Genomic DNA, 16,120 nt, shown 5'->3' on the forward strand with positions numbered 1-16,120 from the left:
GCTCACAATGTTAGATGTTTACAAAGTCGAGTAGTTTTGTGGTGCTAAGATCTGAAGCTTGGATACCAATGAATTCTTTATGTTTAACAAGAATTATAATAGCATCTGCAAGCTGTAATGCATCTGACACGTTTGTCAGTCTAACGTTCTGAATATTTTCAAGAGATGCTGGTAGTACATGGATATTAGGTTCAACCGCTAATATTTCATAATGAGGATTGTTTGATAAAGTCTTGGTAATATCAAGTGCCGGGCTTTCACGCAGATCATCAATATCCGGCTTAAATGCTAACCCAAAACAAGCAATCTTTGGATTATTAATACCAGCAACAGCCTTTTCTACTTGTTCAACAACATATTGTGGTTTGTAGTCATTGACCAGACGTGCCTGACGGATCATTTTAGCCGTCTCTGGATTCTGGTTAACGATAAACCATGGATCCACTGCGATGCAGTGACCACCAACGCCACAACCCGGCTGCAAAATATTCACGCGTGGGTGGCGGTTAGCCAGAGAGATCAGTTCCCACACATTGATACCCTGCTGATCGCAGATCAGCGACAGCTCGTTGGCAAAGGCGATATTGACGTCACGGAAAGCATTCTCGGTCAGCTTGCTCATTTCGGCAGTGCGCGCGCTTGTCGCAATGCACTCACCTTTCTTAACGAACATCTTATAAACCTGCGTCGCCGCTGCGGTGCTGGCTTCGTCCATACCGCCAATGATGCGATCGTTTTCGACCAGCTCGCGGATCACCTGGCCCGGCAATACGCGCTCTGGGCAGTGTGCAACAAAGATATCAGGGGTTTGGCCTTCACCCACCGTATGTGGGAAGGTCAAATCACTGCGTTCCTCGGCAAGCCATTTGGCCATCTGCTCCGTTGCACCTACCGGGGAGGTGGATTCCAGAACCACCAGATTGCCTTTTTCCAGCATTGGGGCCAGGGCACGGGAGGCGCTCTCAATGTATTTCAGGTCCGGTTCGTGCTCTTCACCCTTAAACGGGGTCGGTACCGCAATCAGGAAGGCATCAGCTTTCTGCGGGCTGGTATGGGCAGTCAGATGACCATCATTGACGGCCCGTTTAACCAGGTCTTCCAGACCCGGCTCGACGATGTGAATCATGCCCTGATTGATGGTATCAACGGCGTGCTGATTAACATCCACACCAACGACACGGATGCCGTTGCTGGCGATCACCGCTGCTGTTGGTAAACCAATATATCCCAGCCCAACAACAGAGATGGTTTCGAATTTCATTTTTATGCTCTCGACAGTTATAGAAAGGTATTTATCTTTGTCCCTAAAGACAATCGTGAAATGTGTGGATCAGGCAACCTGCAGGCTGCTATTGATCTGTTGTGCTAAAGCACCATCCAGACCCAGCACTGCCTCAACAATGCGTTGGCTGGTTTTGCCGTCCCCATAAGGGTTATTCGCCTGGCTCATCATCTTATAGGCCAGCTCATCGTCCAGTAAGCGCACGGTTTCACTTACGATGGCCTCGTCACTGGTACCCACCAGACGCACAGTGCCAGCTTTTACCGCTGCAGGGCGTTCTGTTGTGTCGCGCATACACAGTACAGGTTTACCCAGCGTTGGCGCTTCTTCCTGGATGCCACCGGAATCGGTCAGGATCAGGTAGCTCTGTTTCATCAGATAGACAAATGGCAGATAATCCTGCGGCTCGATCAGATGCACATTGTTCAGCCCCTTAAGGTTGCGATTAACCGGCTCCTGCACGTTAGGGTTAAGGTGAACCGGATACACAATCTGTACGTCATCACGCTGGGCCAGGGTTGCCAGGGCTTTACAGATACGCTCAAAACCGTCGCCATGGTTTTCACGGCGGTGGCCGGTTACCAGGATCAATTTTTTGCTTTGATCCAGGAACGGGAAGCGCCCGGCGAGATCGGCATTCATGTTTACGTTGCTGTCGATTCGCTGAGAAACCTCAAGCAGAGCATCGATGACCGAGTTGCCCGTCACGAAGATGGTTTCCGGAGCAATGTTTTCCATAATCAGGTTCTTCAACGAACTGATGGTCGGGGTGTAGTGCTGGTCAGCAATCCCGCCGGTCAGGCGACGCATTCCCTCTTCTGGCCATGGAGAATAAATGTTGCCTGTGCGCAGGCCCGCTTCGACGTGGCCGACAGCAATGCGATGATAGTAAGCTGCGAGGGTAGCGGCAAAAGAGGTTGCCGTGTCGCCATGCACCAGAATGCGATCGGGTTGGAAATCGGCAAACACCGGTTTCAGCCCTTGCAGGATGGCGGTGGTGACATCGGTCAGATCCTGGCCTGGTTTCATGATGTTGAGGTCATATTCAGGCGTTATTTCAAACAGATTAAGTACCTGATCCAGCATCTCTCTGTGTTGGCCGGTCACGCAGACTCTGACATCAATATCACGGGTAGCCTGAAAGGCCTTGACGATTGGCGCCATCTTAATCGCCTCTGGTCTGGTACCAAATACGATCAGAACCCGCTGCACTTTTATAGGCATAGAAATATTCCTTTATGAGTTAATTGGTTTTATTAATTGGCTGTGTTTTTAATTGAGGCCAATATCACTTTTTATTTGCTTCAACCGATGCTGCCATGTGTGCTGATCAAGCACGATATCTCTGGCTTGTTGGCCCAGTTGATTTCGTTGCTGGCTATTGTTTTGTAAGTCATTACACCAGTCGCGTGCTTCGGTACCGTCTTTGACAGAGATAATACTGTCGCCAAACATATTATCCATAGCAACCGAAGGGGTGCTAATAATAGGGCAGCCTGCTGCCGCTAACTCAAAGACTCTGCGGGATAACATGGTTGGTGAATGGCTGATTGTATTAAAATTAAGGTAAATCTGATATTGCTGATAGGCCTTTGCTACCAATAATGGTGATATGGCGGGCTTGCAATAAGGCTGTAACTTATCAGGAAAACTACAGGCTTTGCTCTTTTGCCAGAACCTGTCAAAAATGATCAATCCATGGCTGCGGAGTGCATATAGTATCTCTTCCTGCGCCTTGCTCCGTTCCACCAGTTCATTGCCATAATAGCCTCCTAAAAAGACCACCCCTGATTTGCGTTCATCCCTGACGGGTTGATGGAACCAACGGGGTTGGGCAGCGAACATCAAGACCCCAACATGCTGGAAAGAATGGTGGGGCAGGGCACGATAGCGATCTAAAGAATTTGCATCCGTGGTATACACCACATCGAACATGGCGGCTGCGTCTGCAAAGCGATCAAAATGGAAAGGATCTTCTTTATTCCAGAATATGGTCGTTATTTTTCGTTTATGGCAAAAATCCAGTAACTTACTGAGTTCGGGTTTAGTGGGAGAGGTATGCCCATAGCTGGCAATTTTACCTTGCCAGCTATTTTTATATCCTCGCCAGGCAGACTCTACAAGCAGAAAGTCGGGTTTGAAAAATCTGAGCTTCCATTGCCAGTCAGTCGGTGTTATCTGAATAAGATCTGCATCTGGTGACAAACTAAATGTTGTGAAAATATCCGCCACTATTGCGATGCGTGGTCGTTTTTTATTATTCAAAACAATTTACTCACAGTGAGATTCGATTGTAGTGGATATTCGATTCTGCATTAACACACCATTATATTCCCTGAGCCAGTGAGGATAAACCCTACCTTTGTCAGCGCAGAACCCTTTGTTTTATTTCAACATAATCTTGCTATCAGTCTTGATGCTCACGCAAGGTTGCCAGGCCCATCACAATCAGGCCATAGAACAGGCAAAGCAGTACGCCAATGGTTGCGAGGTTATAGAGACGACGCGGGTATTCAGCATCCTGAGCCTGGGTAGGCTGTGTAATAACCAGCAGGTGTTTAAGTTTGCGATACGCCTCGACGCGAGCTTGTTCCAGACTGATAAGACCGGTTTTATAGATATCAGCTGCCAGAGTGGCCTGAGTCTGCACATCCATATAGCGTGCAGTAACTTCGTTCATCGCATCTTTATCTGTACCGGTCAGCCTTCTTTGTTCCTGAGCCAGTTGCTCCGTTAAGGCATCAACCCGGGCTTGCACAGAAATGACGGCGGGAGCTGTGGCTTTCATATAGCTCTGCAGCTGTTTGAGCTGCGCCTGTTGTTGGGCCAGTTCACCTTCAATCTGGCTGACTACGCCCAACCGTGCTGTGCTGGTTGTTTCCGGGCTAATCAAATGATGGGTGTTTTGAAAATCCAGCACCTTAGCTTTTTCATCCTGCACCCGCTGATAGGCGCGATTAACCTCTTTTTCAACAAATGCCAGCTGTTCCAGCGCTACCTGATGGCTCAGTTTGTTGATAAAGCTTTCAGATTCTTTAAGCATCACGCCAACCACGCGCTGACCGTAGGCTGGATCAAAAGCTTGTAACTCAATTGTTAGAACGCCAGAAATCTCGTCCAGATGTAAAGATAAATGGTCACGATAATACTTAAGGAAATCTTCACGGCTCACATCTTTTGGCAGGCGAGAAAAGTAGTCAATATTATGGTTCTGATAATGCGCCTTAATATTCAGGTCTTTATCAAGCTTGTTAAGCATGTCGGGAGAATTGAGATAATCCTGGATTAACAACACATCCTCATGATTACTTCCACCAATGCCCAACATCGATAGGGCATCGGGCAGCATTTTTATCTGGTCTGCTTGTTTGATAACTAACTCTGCGCGGCTGACATAGCGATCTGAGGCAATTATACCAATATAGATCGCAGCGATGACAAAACAGGCTACTACCCATAAAAAGCTACCCAGTTTGAGGCTCTGTTTCCAGGAGCGATGGGCAAGACGATATCCACTGGAGTCGACAATAAAATGTTTAGGTTTAGTTTTTAATTTATGCAATTTGCGCATAAAACCGGAAGTTTTATTAAAGCGGGTTGGCTGGGTCATAATTTTTTGACTAGTTATAGATTCTGATAAATGCGAATGGCGTCATCGATATTGTCGAATATCTCAAGGGTGCTGTTACGCAGTAAAATACCCATATCGCATTGTTGCCGTAAGTTTTTCATATCATGTGAAACCATGATTAGGCTGGCGGTTTCACGTTTTTGATTAAAGGTATCAATGCATTTCTTTTTGAATCGAGCATCCCCTACTGACATAATTTCGTCTGTAAGGTAAATATCAAAATCGAAGGCCATACTGACGGCAAAGGAGAATTTAGACCTCATTCCGCTGGAGTAGCCTTTGATGGGCAGTTCGAAATGCTGACCAATTTCGGAAAATTCCTTTACCCACTCTTCAACTGCCTGGGTATCACGTACCCCATGAATACGGCAGACAAAACGGGTATTTTCTCGTCCAGTCATACTGCCCTGAAACCCACCTCCCAACGCCAGGGGCCATGAGACGCGGCAATGGCGTGATACTTTTCCCCTGCTAGGCATATCCATCCCACCCAGCAGGCGCAACAGGGTTGATTTACCCGCCCCGTTTACCCCCAAAATGCCAATGTTGCGATCACGTGGCAAAACAATACTTACATCGCGTAATACATAATTACGGCCAAATTTTGTTGGGTAATACTTCGATACGTTATCAAGAGTGATCATGTTATTCACATTAACTAGCAATCAGGCGACGATGGCTGAGTCGATAGCAGCTCATGGCGAATGTGAGCATTAGTAAAGTGACCGTTGATAAATACACCCAGCTAACGTTCGGACTGCTATAACCAGTAATCCAGCCACATCTGATTAACTCAAGAGCATGTACCAAGGGGTTCCATAAAAACCAATGTTGATACTGAGTAGGAATAGTCATTAGCGGGTGCATGACGCATGAGATAAACATTAGCGGCATCATTATCAACCGGAGGAATTTGTCTGCTTCCTGAAATAAACTTCCTACTACACAGAAGACAATGCCAAGTGAAAACGAGAATATCATGAGCAATAAATAGATGAGTAGTACGAGCAAGGGATCGCTAGGTACGGCATCAAAACCAATCCACAGTAATCCCAATACCAGAATGCACCCAACGACCATACCAACCATTACTTCAAGAATAAAACGAGCAATAAAGGTGGCAAAAGGAGTCACCTGGCGATAACAAAACAAACCCATATTGGAGCTGACTGCCGATTGCAGTTTACTCACCACATTTCTGAAAAAGAGAAATGGCAGGTACCCAGCGGTGATAAACAGGGGGGCTGGTGCACCACCAAAACCACTGTGACCGCGCATACCGAAAATCAGGCTAAATACAATAATGATCAACAACGGATCCAACAGCGCCCAGGCATACCCCAGTCGGTAACTCCCAAATCGTGTTTTCAGTTCACGTATAAGCAGGCCAAACGTTACATCCCGCAGCACCTGGAACGAGCTGCGGGGCGTTTGATTGAGAACAGGTTTAAGCATGAGAAGGCCGATATAACAGAACGGGCCCGCGATGAGGCGAGCCCGCTATAGGGTTAATTCAGGACCACGTTGGCCGCCACGGCAACCTGATAGATGACCTGGGTAATATCTTTGATGGACTGCATCATTTTGCTGTCCACTTTCGGCATGACCAGAATCTGATCGCCTGCCATCACATCACCGCCGTCTTTAAACTCCATCAGCCCGTTGGCATGTACCACGGCAATACGCTTGTCGTTCGCACGGTCGGTAAAGCCGCCCGCCCAGGCCACATAGTCTTCCAGTGTGGCGCTTTTGTTGTAGACCACAGCCTGCGGCATCATCACTTCGCCACCCACCTGAATCAGGTCGGTCTTGTTCGGGATCACAATCTGGTCGCCCTGTTCCAGCAGGATGTTGGCAATCACGCCCTTATCCGACACCACCACTTTCCCCAGCGGCTGGATCTTGCGGGCTTTTTCCACGAAGCGCATCACCAGCTCGGCTTCTTTGGTACGAATGGAAGCCTCACCGTCGGAATTTGCTGGCGCGGTAAACACGCTGCGCTCCAGGCGGTTCAGGGAGTCTTCCAGCATCTCTTTCTGCCGCGCGGCCACACTCTTACGCATGATGTAGATCGAGCCGTAATCTGCCATGTTTGGGTCAATCGGAATATGGTTCAGCAGATCGTGCAGTCGGGTCTCTTTACGCACGGTGAAGTAAGATGGCCCACGGTAGCTGCCCATCACCTGCACGTCGTAAACCTGGGCATGCATATCGTCATTGAACAGCACTTTGTCGCCGTCGCTCAGCTGAATGCGATCAAAATCTTTATACGGCATATAGACCGAGAACGGGCCGCTGGCGCGATCGCCAATCACGCCCACGTGGCTCACCTTCGCGAGCGGCAGGGCGTAATCGATAAGCTCGGAGCCCAGCGCGCTGCTGTTCTTTAACTCGAAGCGGAACGGGTTGCGCACTTTACCGGCCACGTTGATCATCGGCCCCTGCGGTTCAACCAGGATCACGTCCTGATCCTTCAGCGCCAGCTTCGGCATTTTGCCCTGCTGCATAAACTCGTACAGGTCGATCTGTTGAATGACCCGGTTCTGACGCAAGACCTTAATATGACGGTAGCTGCCGCGATCGGAGTCGATACCGCCTGCGCGTTTCAGGAAATAGAGCACGCTGTCGGAAGACTGGCCGGCATATTGCCCCGGACGGATCACCGGGCCGGTCACAAATACGCTGACCGGCGTTGCCGTAAGTAAATTTACGTAAACATTAACGTTATTGGTAAATACTTCACTGATGTGGCTGGTAACTAAGTTATTGACTTTACTTGCCGCTACGTTTTTTACATTAATCGGCCCGACATCAGGGATGAAAATATTACCCTGATTATCAACGGTGACGACGTTGGAGAAATTGACTGCGCCCCAGATCCAGATATTCAGCTTATCGCCGGGAGCGATCAGGTAATTATCAGTCAGACCGTCGCTGCGCTCGGTTTCATAGCCACCGGCAAACAGGTTGGCACCGTAAGGAGGGGGCAGACCGGACTCGGACTGCGGGAGTAATTTACGCACGTCGGACTCGCCTGGCAGTAACATGCCCTGGCGGTTTTGCTGCGTAAAAGTCCCGGTGGTAGAGGAGGTGTTCGCCTGACCGCTCATCGCCTGGTCACCGCCGAGTTGCAGTCGGCCGTCGCCGGTATCTGCCGGGGTGTTCATTCCAAAGGCCTGAGCATCTTCCTTAGAAGGGGCGGCAATGGCGGCGCAAGAGGCGCAGGCCAGCAGCAGAATGGCACTCAATTGCCGAAATTTCGTTATCTTCACAACATTTCTCTTCAAAATTATTGAACGGCAAGCAAGTTGCTGGCAGATGCCTGTTCCAGTTGCGGTATCAGATACCAGGTATCACCGTTCTTGCAGGTCACGCCGCGCTGCGACTGGTTATAGTTACGGTTACGCAGCAGTTCAATGCATTCCAGCCCCAGGGCAGAGACATAGCGCTGACCGAGGGTAAAGGTGGTGCCATTGGCGCTAAGAGTAGCGCCCTGTGGCAGGGTGTTCAGAGGTTGTTGCAGGTTAGCTGCCATAGCGTGGAGATCGGTCGAAGCGGCTTGATTTACAAGCGGTCTTGAGGCTTCAACCTGCTTCGGGGAATATGCACAGCCACTCAGGATGAGGGCGAGCGAAATCACCAGAAGGCGAGTTGCGTTCTTCATTTGTAAATATTTTCCATGTATTCGGAACCTGGCGTGTAAATATAAAAATTCGTAGGTACCCGACTGTTTATATTGCCCAAAAAGTTGACCCGAAGGCCAGGGAGCAGAGGCGCATAGCTGAGGAAGTGAAGCAATAAAGGGCAAAAAAAAGGTAGGCTACCGCACGGAAAATGACGATTCCGGTTATAAAGTGTTCAATTTGCTTTAGGGTGCTGCCATAAAAAAACTATTCAGTAAACAACTAAATCGTTTTTTATTATTCATGAAAGTGTTTTTGTGAGGCGAAGATTACATAAATTTGCAGATTGTGTCATTTCAAATTTCAGAAATCAGCTCTGAAAAAGGGGAAAAGTCCGAAAGACTATTAACTCTGGTGGGGGTGGCAAAAGCGTATATTGGACATTAGTTTCTGATAGTGATTGTTTCAATTTAAGAGAATGGAAAACAAATAAGCGCCAGCCGAAATTCGGCTGGCGAAGGGGTATTAAACGGTTATTTCTTGTTCAATTAACACCGGATGAAATCTGCGCTTAAAGTAAATCAGGCCGTGTCCCTCCTGGCTCAGGATGATATTTTTGATCGCCACCAGGTAAACCAGATGGGTGCCGATGGTCTGCACCTGGGTTATCTCACCTTCCAGGCTGGCCAGCGCCTCTTTTAATACCGGCTGGTCCAGCTGGCCTTTTTGCCAGCAGGAGAGCGTAAACCGCTCTTCCATTGCCATACCGGTCATCCCGGCAAAATGATGCGCCATTATCTCCTGCTCGTGGTTGAGCACATTAATACATAGCTTGCCGTTGCCCTGAAATACCGGGTTCATGGCGCTGTTAGCATTCAGGCACACCATCACCGACGGTGGGGTATCCGTCACCGAGCAGACCGCGGTGGCGGTGATGCCGCAGCGTCCGGCGTCGCCATCAGTGGTAATCACATTGACCGCCGCAGAGAGGCTGGCCATCGCGTCGCGAAAACGCAGGCGTTGTTCATCATGTTGCATATTGACCTCCCGCTGCGTTATTTCAGCAGCTTGTCGAGCAGGTTGATATCGGTGTTGTTGTGCAGGTGTGGAACCGTCCAGCCGTTCTGGTCGTACTCAGACAGGCAGCGGTCGACCATCGCCATCATCTTGTCCATGTTGCCGGAGGTCTGCGCCTGGCGCAGACACTGCAGGCGGATTTCGTCCTGGCTGCCGGAGTAGTTGATCTCATACAGCTCGTGACGGCCGCCGAACTCGCTGCCGATGGCATCCCACATCAGTTTCAGGATCTTGATGCGCTCCACGTGGTCCATGCCGTTGGAGCCGCGCACGTATTTCGCCAGGTATTTATCGATCTGCGGGTTGTTGAGATCCCGGGCGCTGGACGGCAGGTAGATCAGGCCGCTGGTGACGTTGCGCTCGATGATATTTTTGATCTTCGCGTAGGCCATCGGTGCCATGACGCGGTAGGTTTGCAGCGCCGCGTGATCCGGCAGGTATGCGCCGTTCACCCACGGCGTTGCTTCCGAGCACATGGAGTCGCTCAGCGCCCAGAACATATTGCGCCAGGCCACCACTTCACCCAGATCGGCCTGTACGCCGCGGAACTCGGCCGTACCGGTGCACTCCAGCGATTTTTTCAGCAGGGCGGTGATGAAGTCGAGCTTCACCGCCAGACGTACGCAGGCCTGGAGAGGGTACATTCGCGCGAAGCCGCCCTCCATGGTCCAGCGGCGGCAGCGGTCGAAATCGCGGTAGATCAGCACGTTCTCCCACGGGATCAGCACGTTATCCATCACCAGGATCGCATCGTTCTCGTCGAAGCGGCTGGTGAGCGGGTAGTCGTAAGGGGAGCCGGTCGCGCCGGCCACCAGCTCGTAGGAGGCGCGGGAGATCAGCTTCACGCCTTCGGCATCCATCGGGGCAACAAACATCAGGGCGAAGTCCGGGTTGTCGCCCATCACCTGCGCCGAGCCAAAGCCAATCATGTTGTAGTGGGTCAGCGCCGAGTTGGTAGCGACCACTTTCGCGCCGCTGACGATGATCCCGGCGTCGGTCTCTTTTTCCAGTTTGATATAGACATCTTTCACTTCGTCGGCCGGCTTGTGGCGATCGATCGGCGGGTTGACGATAGCGTGGTTAAAGTACAGGCCGGTTTCCTGAATGCGGGTATACCAGTTGCGGGCGTTCTGCTCGAACTGACCATAAAAGGCCGGGTTAGCGCCCAGCGCACAGCCAAAGGCCGCTTTGTAGTCCGGGGTGCGTCCCATCCAGCCGTAGCTCAAACGTGACCACTCGGCGATGGCATCGCGCTGCTGACGCAGGTCGTTGGCACTTTTCGCGACGCGGAAGAACTTATGGGTGTAACCGCCGCTGCCGGTATCGGTGTTCCAGCACAGCGTGTCCTGCATGTCGGGTTTGTGCAGCGCATCGTACAGCTGCGCGACCGAGGCCGCCGCATTGCGAAACGCCGGATGGGTGGTCACATCTTTTACGCGTTCGCCGTAGATGTAGATCTCCCGGCCATCCTGCAGGCTCTTCAGGTACTCTTCGCCGGTTAACGGGCGGGTAGTGCTAGCGCGGAAATCTTCAGGTTTCATGGCGACCTCTTCAGTATTTATCGGATATTAAATGTTAAATTTATGTGTTGTTTTTGTTGTTTAATTGAAGCGTGAGAGAGGCGGGACGTGAAGGGACGAATGGGTCAACGACGGGTACTTTTCAGGCGGAGGTGAGAATTGTGATCGGGGTGGGTTTTGCCGGGTGGCGGCTTCGCCTTACCCGGCCTACGTTCTGTAGCCACCTACTTCTGGAAGCATGCTCGCAAAGTTCAAAGTAACCTGATGAAACACAAGGTTTTGGCTTTTTTTTGTGTTCGTTGAGTCGTAAGCTGCCTGTGTTGCGGCGATAACCGCAGCCGGGCGTGAGAACCTGAAAAATACGAGGTAACTTCCATTCATAATGTAAGGAGTGCCTTATGGCTACTATCCCAACCCCGTCTTACTCCCACTTTGAAGAAGACGTTCTCCACCAAATCATTACCCAACCCCTCCCGGCTTCGGCAGATCTCTTCGACGTCGCGGACGCGTGCGCCGCATTTGTTTGCGTCCTCATCGACACTCACGACGATGAAGCAAGCCATGCCCTGTACGGGCGTTTATTGCAGGCGTTAAACCAGTTTCGCCATCTTTGTGATGAGGATTTATCGCCGCATCTCATTGAGCAGCTGATCGCGGGTGAAAGCGTAACCTCGTGCATTCCCGATTGCTGGCAGGAGACCGCCACGCTGGTGGAGTATGCCCAGGCGCTTACCCAGGCATTGTTGAGCAATACGCTGCCACCACCGGTGGCAAAATCCTTAAAAGGGTTGCTGCATGACGTGGTGTATCTGTTGGCGGAATTTGTGAAGGAGCCGTACCTGACCGTGCATTGATTCTGTGCGCTCTGGTTGCCGGGTGGCGCTAACGCTTACCCGGCCTACGATCCGTAGCCCCGGTAAGCGCAGCGCCACCGGGGAAAAGCATTTAATAAATTAGCTTACCCATTCGTCCAGAACCTTTTCCAGTTTCTCTAGCGACTGAGCACGTTTATCCTCTGACATCCTGCCAACGTTGCGCAATTTCCATTGAATAGCTGGCAAATTTTTAATATGGCTTTCCGGCGCCCAATTCCAGTCAGGTGCGCCACGTTTAAATGACATCAAAAAATCGAAGTCTTGCTGAGTGAAATGCGCTTTCAACACGCTTAACATCCTTCCTGGAACTTCAACAAGCTCTTCCAGAGACACATTGTCAAAGGTCATGCCGCTAAATTCACTATGAAAGGGCTCGGTAATATCTTTCCAGCGTGGGCTGAGGATCTCGGACAACGGACGATTATGGCTGAGCAGGTAAGTAATAAAACCATTGAAAATAGCGCGGTCGATTCCTTGTGTATCCAGGAGCATTTTTACATCGTAAAAGTCTCTGGGATGCTGGCGATCCAGCGCAGCGCATAATTTGCCGCCATACAAATCAGGAAGTGAAACGACCGGGATCGTGGCAAACCCAAATTCGTCCTCTACGACTTCCACGACATCACGTTCTTGCGGGGGATACAATGTTCCCCGTGCAACCGGCGAGACTTCTATTTTAATTTGTGCATCGTCACTGGTGACAATTATGCGCATCTCATCAGAATTATTCGTTTGCAGCACCGCGCTTATCCCGGCTTGCATCTCCAGTTCAGTGGCGATGCGGCTAAGTGCTTCCCGTACCTTAGGTAGCGCCAATTCTCTGCTCTCCAGCGGAATATATGCAAGATCGATATCAACTGACAGACGGGGAAAATTGCGAATGAACAAATTGATCGCCGTTCAACCTTTCAGTGCAAAACAGGTCTCGTTAGCGACATAAGGCAGTGCTCGTACCAGCAAAGCGACCTGGCGGTAGTAGGGGGAGCTTCTATCCATAGTTTCTTCCCTTCGTAGTGAAATTTTCGGGCACGGTGATCTGGAATTGCGTGTTCAGCTTACCATTAGCAACGATTTGTCGGTTGCCCGACCCCAGGCCGACTTTGCTGATATCAACGCGTTTGAGCCACGCATGCTCATAGAAACTGGCGAAAAACAGATACAGACGCTTGGTTTGCACTGCCTGGCTGAGTACAAGCATTTCCTCTACTTTGCGCGGATTGAGATTAACGAGCCCCTGAAAAAGCTCGGCTGCGTGCTCAAATGAGATGTCCTGAGGCACCGTGCTTAACAGTTCATATGCTGCCAGTTCTGGCGCGCTGGCAGTTAATTTTTTCCCTGTTACCTCAAGATCAATACGGTATTTTTCATCCAGCTGCGGGAGCTTCAGGCCTGATATCACTCGCCATTCAACGCCGGGAAATTCTTTAAACCATTTCGGGAGTGGCGTTTTGTTTTCAACACTAAGCCAACATTGGCTCTGTTTAAGCTGCAGGTAATGGGAACGTCCTTGCCAGGACAAGCTGGTTAGTCCGGCGAGATAAACAGGGGCAGCAAGCTGGTTTTGCAGACACGCCAGCGCATCGCTCCAGTCTGGTTCACGCCCCGGGCGCGCATAAACACCGGCACGCAGTTTGTTTAACCAGCCATTTTGCGCATATTTAAATGCCAGAGATGGCGAGATGTTGTTCCGGGTCAGCCAGGATTGCAAAACCAGGCTTCCGGGAGAGGTGTTTTGCAGCAGCCAGTTTAATTTTGAGGACATAGATTCACTCAGGGTGTCACTATAATCAAAAAAGTAAACTATCCGCTGAGTGAGATGTCAAGAACATGCTTTTTCAATACTCTCCGCCACCGGGGAAACTCACGACACCGGCACTTTCTGCGCCCGATACATACTCGGCGAGCATCCCACCAGCCGGTTAAAAAACCGGGCAAAATAGGCCGGGTCTTTAAACCCCAGCTGCCAGGCAATTTCGCTGACCGTGTTGTCGGAGAAGAGCAATAGCCGCCTGGCCTCGCGCAGCTGGCGGTCGAAGATGAGGCGTTTTGGTGGCCGGTTGGCGAAGCGGCGACAGATGTCGGTCAGCCGCGACTCGGTGAGGTGCAATTCGCGGGCAAAATCCGGCACCGTCCAGTGCTGGTGGTAGTGACCGTCAACCATCTGGTTGAAACGCTGGAACAGTTTCAGCTCGCCGCGCATGCCGTTGGCGGCGTGATCGTCCAGAGGGGCGTTGCGCAGCAGTAGGGTAAATACCGCCTGAGCCAGCAGCGCCAGAGTATGTTCCCGCCCGGCAAGCTGGGCGGTGGACTCCCGTTCAATCAGCCGCCAGTAATGAGAGAGCGCCGCCAGCTCGTCGGGTTTATCGGCGAGCGACAGGCAGATCCCCGGCAGCCCGAAGGTCTCCCGGGTGCCGGGATAGAGCACCTCAAGCAGCGGCCAGATCAGATCCTCGTGCACCGTCAGCACGTGGCCGTCGCTGTCCGATTCGGTAAAGAACGCGTGCGGTACCGACGGCGGGGTGAGGACAAACAGCGGCGCCTGCACCGAGTAGCGATGATCGTCCAGCTGCAGCTCAATCTGCCCGGTATCGAGAAAGTGCATCTGAAAATAGTGGTCGTGGCGATGGGCCTGCATATCGCGGCCAAAAAAGGCCGCCATACGGCCAAAGGACTGATAATGCACATCGTCCGTCCCCAGACTCTCGTCGTACTCTTTGCTGATGTCGATATTGGCAATCGGGCTCTGGCACATAATCGCTCCTTAATGGATCTTCTGCGCCGCCATCCCCGGCGCGCTTTCACGGCTCTCCTGGCGGGTCATCGGGATCCGCGTCAGTACCAGCGCTCCCACCACCAGCAGTCCGGCCACGAACCACAGCCCGGAGCTGAAGCTGCCGGTGGCGTCGCGCAGAATGCCGATCAGCAGCGGGCTGACGGCGGAACCGACGTTGCCGATGGCGTTGATCACCGCCAGCGCCACCGCCCGGGACTGGAGGCTAATAACCTGATCCGGGGTGGTCCAGAAGATCGCCATGGCGGTAAACGACCCGGTTGAGGCCATGATGATGCCAAGCAGCTGGATCAGGCTGTGATCGGTCGCCGACGCCAGCAGCCATCCCGCCGCCGCAAACAGGTACGGCAGGATGGTGTGCTTTTTTCGCTCTTTCAGCCTGTCCGAGCGGCGGCTCCACCACAGCATGCCAAGGATGGTACAAAACTGCGGGATCGCCGCCAGCAGGCCAATCACGATGTTGCTGCTGCCGGTGTTAAAGCTCTGCAGGATCTGCGGCGTCCAGATGTTGATGGCGCTCAGGGTGTTGGTCAGACAGAAATAGGCCAGCGTGTAGAGCAGCACCGCCGGGGTCAGCACTTCACGTAGCGTCGAACGCGGCGTAGCGGCATGCGCCACGGCGTTCTCCTGCTCGCGGGCGATCATCGTTTTCAGGGTCTGCTTCTCTTCGTCGTCCAGCCAGGTGGCCTGATCCGGCGTGTCGTTCAGGAAGAACCAGGTCACCACGCCAAGCACCACCGACGGCAGCCCCTCCAGCAGGAACAACCACTGCCAGCCCTTCAGGTTCCACAGCCCATCCAGCGCCAGAATATAGCCCGAGAGGATCGAGCCCAGCATCATGGTCACCGGCATGGCGATCATAAACAGCGCGTTGGCGCGGGCGCGATGATAGGCGGGGAACCACCAGGTCAGATAGACCAGGATCCCCGGCAGGAAGCCGGCTTCGGCAATGCCCACCAGCATACGCAGAACGTAAAGCGTCTGCGGGCTGGTAGCGAACATGGTGCAGGTCGAGGCGATGCCCCACACCACCATGATCCCGGCGATCCAGCGGCGCGCGCCGATCTTCGCCAGCATGATGTTGCTGGGGATCCCGCACAATACATAGGTGACGTAAAACAGCGTGGCGGCCAGGCCAAACATGGTTGAAGTCAGACCCAGATCTTTCCCCATCGTCAGCCCGGCAAAGCCGATGTTGATGCGATCGAGGAACGAGAAAACGAACAGAATAAAGAGAAACACGATCAAACGACGGAACAGCTTATTAATGACGCGATGTTCAACGGCTTTATTATCTTGCAGGGTAGGGGTCGTCATGGTG

At 51.8% G+C, this 16,120-nt stretch carries 15 protein-coding genes; 1 reads left to right on the forward strand and 14 read right to left on the reverse strand.

Going from position 1 to position 16,120, the window contains the following annotated elements; translation table 11 throughout:
• Positions 1-10 precede the first annotated feature (10 nt).
• The 10 genes from wecC to hpaB form a co-directional block, all read right to left on the reverse strand.
• A complete protein-coding gene (gene wecC, locus ES815_RS12730; protein ID WP_142488113.1) occupies positions 11-1,261 on the reverse strand; it encodes a UDP-N-acetyl-D-mannosamine dehydrogenase in 1,251 nt (416 codons plus the stop codon).
• A gap of 69 nt (positions 1,262-1,330) precedes the next feature.
• A complete protein-coding gene (gene wecB / locus ES815_RS12735; RefSeq protein ID WP_142488114.1) occupies positions 1,331-2,506 on the reverse strand; it encodes a non-hydrolyzing UDP-N-acetylglucosamine 2-epimerase in 1,176 nt (391 codons plus the stop codon).
• Positions 2,507-2,554: 48 nt separating this feature from the next.
• Complete coding sequence (locus ES815_RS12740; RefSeq protein WP_241097578.1) at positions 2,555-3,547, reverse strand: glycosyltransferase; 993 nt, start codon at positions 3,545-3,547, stop codon at positions 2,555-2,557.
• Positions 3,548-3,689: 142 nt separating this feature from the next.
• Positions 3,690-4,892 carry a sugar transporter gene (locus ES815_RS12745; RefSeq protein WP_142488115.1) on the reverse strand — a complete coding sequence of 401 codons (1,203 nt, stop codon included), beginning with the start codon at positions 4,890-4,892 and terminating at the stop codon, positions 3,690-3,692.
• Between the two features lie 14 nt (positions 4,893-4,906).
• Positions 4,907-5,557 carry an ABC transporter ATP-binding protein gene (locus ES815_RS12750; RefSeq protein ID WP_142488116.1) on the reverse strand — a complete coding sequence of 217 codons (651 nt, stop codon included), beginning with the start codon at positions 5,555-5,557 and terminating at the stop codon, positions 4,907-4,909.
• A 10-nt stretch (positions 5,558-5,567) separates the two neighbouring features.
• On the reverse strand, positions 5,568-6,368 hold the full coding sequence (locus ES815_RS12755; RefSeq protein WP_142488117.1) for an ABC transporter permease: 801 nt from the start codon (positions 6,366-6,368) through the stop codon (positions 5,568-5,570).
• A 53-nt stretch (positions 6,369-6,421) separates the two neighbouring features.
• On the reverse strand, positions 6,422-8,185 hold the full coding sequence (locus ES815_RS12760; RefSeq protein WP_032174572.1) for a polysaccharide biosynthesis/export family protein: 1,764 nt from the start codon (positions 8,183-8,185) through the stop codon (positions 6,422-6,424).
• Between the two features lie 17 nt (positions 8,186-8,202).
• On the reverse strand, positions 8,203-8,577 hold the full coding sequence (locus ES815_RS12765) for a hypothetical protein (protein ID WP_032174571.1): 375 nt from the start codon (positions 8,575-8,577) through the stop codon (positions 8,203-8,205).
• Between the two features lie 484 nt (positions 8,578-9,061).
• Positions 9,062-9,574, reverse strand: a complete 513-nt coding sequence (locus tag ES815_RS12770; protein ID WP_142488118.1) for a 4-hydroxyphenylacetate 3-monooxygenase reductase subunit — start codon at positions 9,572-9,574, stop codon at positions 9,062-9,064.
• A 17-nt stretch (positions 9,575-9,591) separates the two neighbouring features.
• A complete protein-coding gene (gene hpaB, locus ES815_RS12775; RefSeq protein ID WP_142488119.1) occupies positions 9,592-11,154 on the reverse strand; it encodes a 4-hydroxyphenylacetate 3-monooxygenase, oxygenase component in 1,563 nt (520 codons plus the stop codon).
• A 377-nt stretch (positions 11,155-11,531) separates the two neighbouring features.
• Here hpaB and ES815_RS12780 point away from each other — a divergent pair, with 377 nt between their 5' ends.
• A complete protein-coding gene (locus ES815_RS12780; RefSeq protein WP_142488120.1) occupies positions 11,532-11,987 on the forward strand; it encodes a hypothetical protein in 456 nt (151 codons plus the stop codon).
• 99 nt (positions 11,988-12,086) lie between these two features.
• On the opposite strand, the gene ES815_RS12785 is transcribed toward ES815_RS12780, so the two are convergent.
• From ES815_RS12785 to hpaX, 4 genes are all read right to left on the reverse strand, one after another.
• Positions 12,087-12,902, reverse strand: coding sequence for a nucleotidyl transferase AbiEii/AbiGii toxin family protein (locus tag ES815_RS12785; protein WP_260609705.1), 816 nt, complete (start codon positions 12,900-12,902; stop codon positions 12,087-12,089).
• Between the two features lie 94 nt (positions 12,903-12,996).
• Positions 12,997-13,770, reverse strand: coding sequence for a type IV toxin-antitoxin system AbiEi family antitoxin (locus ES815_RS12790; RefSeq protein ID WP_142488121.1), 774 nt, complete (start codon positions 13,768-13,770; stop codon positions 12,997-12,999).
• Positions 13,771-13,869: 99 nt separating this feature from the next.
• Positions 13,870-14,760 (reverse strand): 4-hydroxyphenylacetate catabolism regulatory protein HpaA, encoded by an 891-nt coding sequence (gene hpaA / locus ES815_RS12795; protein ID WP_142488122.1) that lies wholly within the window; start codon positions 14,758-14,760, stop codon positions 13,870-13,872.
• A 9-nt stretch (positions 14,761-14,769) separates the two neighbouring features.
• Positions 14,770-16,116, reverse strand: a complete 1,347-nt coding sequence (gene hpaX / locus ES815_RS12800; protein WP_142488123.1) for a 4-hydroxyphenylacetate permease — start codon at positions 16,114-16,116, stop codon at positions 14,770-14,772.
• Between the last annotated feature and the right edge of the window lie 4 nt (positions 16,117-16,120).

This window comes from Leclercia adecarboxylata (assembly GCF_006874705.1).
Lineage (GTDB): Bacteria > Pseudomonadota > Gammaproteobacteria > Enterobacterales > Enterobacteriaceae > Enterobacter > Enterobacter adecarboxylatus_C.

Coding starts and splice junctions, on each gene's coding strand:
- wecC (WP_142488113.1), bottom strand. CDS start 1,261: ATGAAATTCGAAACCATCTCTGTTGTTGGGCTGGGATATATTGGTTTA.
- wecB (WP_142488114.1), bottom strand. CDS start 2,506: ATGCCTATAAAAGTGCAGCGGGTTCTGATCGTATTTGGTACCAGACCA.
- ES815_RS12745 (WP_142488115.1), bottom strand. CDS start 4,892: ATGACCCAGCCAACCCGCTTTAATAAAACTTCCGGTTTTATGCGCAAA.
- ES815_RS12750 (WP_142488116.1), bottom strand. CDS start 5,557: ATGATCACTCTTGATAACGTATCGAAGTATTACCCAACAAAATTTGGC.
- ES815_RS12755 (WP_142488117.1), bottom strand. CDS start 6,368: ATGCTTAAACCTGTTCTCAATCAAACGCCCCGCAGCTCGTTCCAGGTG.
- ES815_RS12765 (WP_032174571.1), bottom strand. CDS start 8,577: ATGAAGAACGCAACTCGCCTTCTGGTGATTTCGCTCGCCCTCATCCTG.
- ES815_RS12770 (WP_142488118.1), bottom strand. CDS start 9,574: ATGCAACATGATGAACAACGCCTGCGTTTTCGCGACGCGATGGCCAGC.
- hpaB (WP_142488119.1), bottom strand. CDS start 11,154: ATGAAACCTGAAGATTTCCGCGCTAGCACTACCCGCCCGTTAACCGGC.
- ES815_RS12780 (WP_142488120.1), top strand. CDS start 11,532: ATGGCTACTATCCCAACCCCGTCTTACTCCCACTTTGAAGAAGACGTT.
- ES815_RS12790 (WP_142488121.1), bottom strand. CDS start 13,770: ATGTCCTCAAAATTAAACTGGCTGCTGCAAAACACCTCTCCCGGAAGC.
- hpaA (WP_142488122.1), bottom strand. CDS start 14,760: ATGTGCCAGAGCCCGATTGCCAATATCGACATCAGCAAAGAGTACGAC.
- hpaX (WP_142488123.1), bottom strand. CDS start 16,116: ATGACGACCCCTACCCTGCAAGATAATAAAGCCGTTGAACATCGCGTC.